4 protein-coding genes and 1 pseudogene are annotated in these 2803 nt (G+C 39.4%); 4 read left to right on the top strand and 1 reads right to left on the bottom strand.

All coding sequences use genetic code 11. The features are described from left to right. The coding region (locus CK510_RS34500; protein ID WP_143289493.1) for a MerR family transcriptional regulator at nucleotides 1-84 on the bottom strand (84 nt) is incomplete at its 3' end. 67 nt (nucleotides 85-151) lie between these two features. On the opposite strand from CK510_RS34500, the pseudogene CK510_RS28865 reads away from it, so the two are divergent. The 4 genes and pseudogenes from CK510_RS28865 to CK510_RS28850 form a co-directional block, all read left to right on the top strand. Next, nucleotides 152-793, top strand: a pseudogene (locus tag CK510_RS28865) (formylglycine-generating enzyme family protein); the annotation flags it as partial. A gap of 335 nt (nucleotides 794-1128) precedes the next feature. Further along, on the top strand, nucleotides 1129-1359 hold the full coding sequence (locus tag CK510_RS28860) for a hypothetical protein (RefSeq protein WP_095724905.1): 231 nt from the start codon (nucleotides 1129-1131) through the stop codon (nucleotides 1357-1359). Further along, complete coding sequence (locus CK510_RS28855; RefSeq protein ID WP_095724904.1) at nucleotides 1356-1625, top strand: type II toxin-antitoxin system RelE family toxin; 270 nt, start codon at nucleotides 1356-1358, stop codon at nucleotides 1623-1625. The genes CK510_RS28860 and CK510_RS28855 overlap by 4 nt, the downstream gene beginning before the upstream one ends. Nucleotides 1626-1912: 287 nt before the next feature. After that, nucleotides 1913-2539, top strand: a complete 627-nt coding sequence (locus tag CK510_RS28850) for a Uma2 family endonuclease (protein ID WP_095724903.1) — start codon at nucleotides 1913-1915, stop codon at nucleotides 2537-2539. Nucleotides 2540-2803: the final 264 nt, after the last annotated feature.

Raw genomic sequence — 2803 nt, 5'->3', positions numbered from 1 at the left:
TCCTTCTTTTTCCCAGCGTCTAATCGTATCCACACTGACAGCTTTTAGGTCTGCTACTTCACCAATGGTCAAAAACCTATCCATAATTTACCTAGATTAACCATCTATAATCATAGGTAAATCTAGGTAAAATATCAACAGATGATTACCCTTTTTTATGGGTAAATTTGCCGTTACCCAAGCACAGTATCAAGTAATTATGGGGAATAATCCTTCCCATTTTAAAGATGCAAATCGACCTGTTGAAAATGTCTCTTGGAATGATGCTGTTGAATTTTGCAAAAAAATCAGCAAGAAAACTGGACGAACTTACAGATTACCCAGTGAGGCAGAATGGGAATATGCTTGTCGTGCGGGTACAATTACACCATTTTACTTTGGTGAGACGATTACGACTGAATTAGCAAATTATAACGGGAATTACACCTATGGTTCTGCACCCAAAGGTATTTACAGAGAAGAAACAACAGAAGTAGGAAAATTTCCACCCAATGCTTTTGGTTTGTATGACATGTACGGCAATGTGTGGGAATGGTGTCAAGATAATTGGAATGATAATTATAATGGTGCGCCGACTGATGCAAGTACTCGGCTAACTGCTAATGATAATCAAAAGCTGCTGCGTGGTGGTTCTTGGAACTTCAAGCCAGATTACTGTCGTAGTGCCAACCGCGTCAGCTTTACGCGCGAGAGTCGTTACTACGCTTTTGGTTTTCGTGTAGTTGTAGTGCGATCGCAATTATGCGTAGGTTGGGTGGAGGCTTTGCGTAACCCAACATCAACGAGATTATAATATGGGTTGCGGTGCTACAAGATGTTGACTAAATTAGGACTTATGCAATCGTAACGGAAAAACTAGACTTTGGGATTGCTTCCTTACGAAGACGCAAGCTACGCAATGACGTAAATACGTAATTCTTGCGTAAGTCCTGTAAATATTGAGATTTTTAGTCTACCTACACCCAGCCAACGGAAGGAGCGCGATGCTGGTATCGCGCTGAAAGCTACCTTAACTTTTTCAGTACAATAAACCCAAAATCACTCACCATACAACCTATACAAATTAGCCTTAATATTGGATAAAATTAGGAAGTAGCCAAATGTTGCAGTATTTACTGCTATTGAGACATGACCGAACTGCTTCAACAGGCAATAGCCCAAATTCAACAACTTCCTCCCGATCAACAAGATGCGATCGCGTCTCGGTTTTTAGCGGAATTAGAAGACGAGCAAAAATGGGAAAGTCGTTTTGCATCTACGACGGATGAACAGTGGGATCAGATGGCTGCAATGGTACGTCAAGAAATAGCAAGTGGGCAAACAGCCGCACTGGATACTATTTTCCCATCTGAGAAATGAAATCAAGCGTCACCAAAACATTTCGTAAACAGCTTGGGGAACTTCCTGAATCGATTCAGGAACAGGCTGCGAAAGCCTACGCACTCTGGCAGGAAAATCCGTATCACAATAGCCTTCAATTCAAGCGGGTTAGCCAACGACAACCAATTTATTCTGCCCGTGTCAGCCTTAACTATCGCGTTCTAGGCTTGTTGGAATCCGAGCATATTTACTGGTATTGGATTGGCACACATGATGAGTATGATGAGTTGCTGAAGCGGATGTAGTTTGGGAGAATCGAGATAAAAAAGGTTTTCTTATTTCGACTTTGCCAGTATAAATAATAATTCCAAGCTTCATCCGTCCAAGCTAACTTTCTATTCATCCAACAAATTGCGCTCTAAGGTTTTTCCCTGCTTGAACCGAGTAAGCGATGTAAGCGATGTAAGCGATCGCTCTAAATGGCTAGCATTGGCAGACTTGTCTTATGATATTGATGTATATATAAATATCAATATCAATCGAGTCAGGATTTAATCCTTGCTAAGAGTTCATATTTTTGAGAATTATCCAGATGACTCAAAGTCTTCCCACAATCCAATTCTACACTATCGATGAATTCATTGAATGGTATCCCGAAAATTCAATTAACCATTATGAACTACACAAAGAAATAATCTTTGAAATGCCTCCACCAAGCGGAAAGCATGAAGCAATTATTGGATTTTTAACTGTATTTTTCGGTACTCTCCTATCACAAATAGGTTCTCAATATCGAATGCCAAATAGAGCATTTATTAAAACTCCTGAAAATGATTCATTATACAATCCTGATATCTTAATTCAAGATTACAGCAATGTTAAAAATGAAGCACTATGGGGTAATAGACCAATTTTATGTCAAGCCAGTTCAATGCCCTTAGTAATTGAAGTTGTTAGCACTAATTGGCAAGATGACTATTATCATAAGTTTGCCGACTATGAGAAAACTGGTATTCCTGAATATTGGATTTTGGATTTTGAAGCTTTTGGTGGTCGAAAATTCATCGGCAACCCCAAACAACCAACTATTTTTGTTTGCGAATTAGTTGAAGGTGAATATCAGATGACTCCCTATCGGGGAAATAGCCCGATTAAATCACTGTTGTTTCCCAATTTGAATTTGACTGCACAACAGATTTTTGACTCAGCGTTGTCATAAGCTAGAGGTATCCAAGGTTTTTTTGAAACTTTTGCTTCTCAATAAGTCGGGTTTCTCCCTCAACGCGAAAACTCCAAATACCTGCGCTGCATTCAGCATTCTGTGAGGGGAAAAACCGGGTTTCTAATGGGTGATGCTTCAAATTTTAGTACGATCGCAATCTCCCGTAGGTTGGGTGAAGGCTTTGCGTAACCCAACACATGATATTAAGAAAATAGAAATTATTTCAACAACCCAATAATTAAATTCAACGATAAAATTTGA

The sequence above is a fragment of the Brunnivagina elsteri CCALA 953 genome (genome assembly GCF_002289455.1).
Lineage (GTDB): Bacteria > Cyanobacteriota > Cyanobacteriia > Cyanobacteriales > Nostocaceae > Brunnivagina > Brunnivagina elsteri.
Note: the sequence above shows the minus strand (reverse complement) of the source record. Positions and strands in the feature narration are given on the sequence as shown.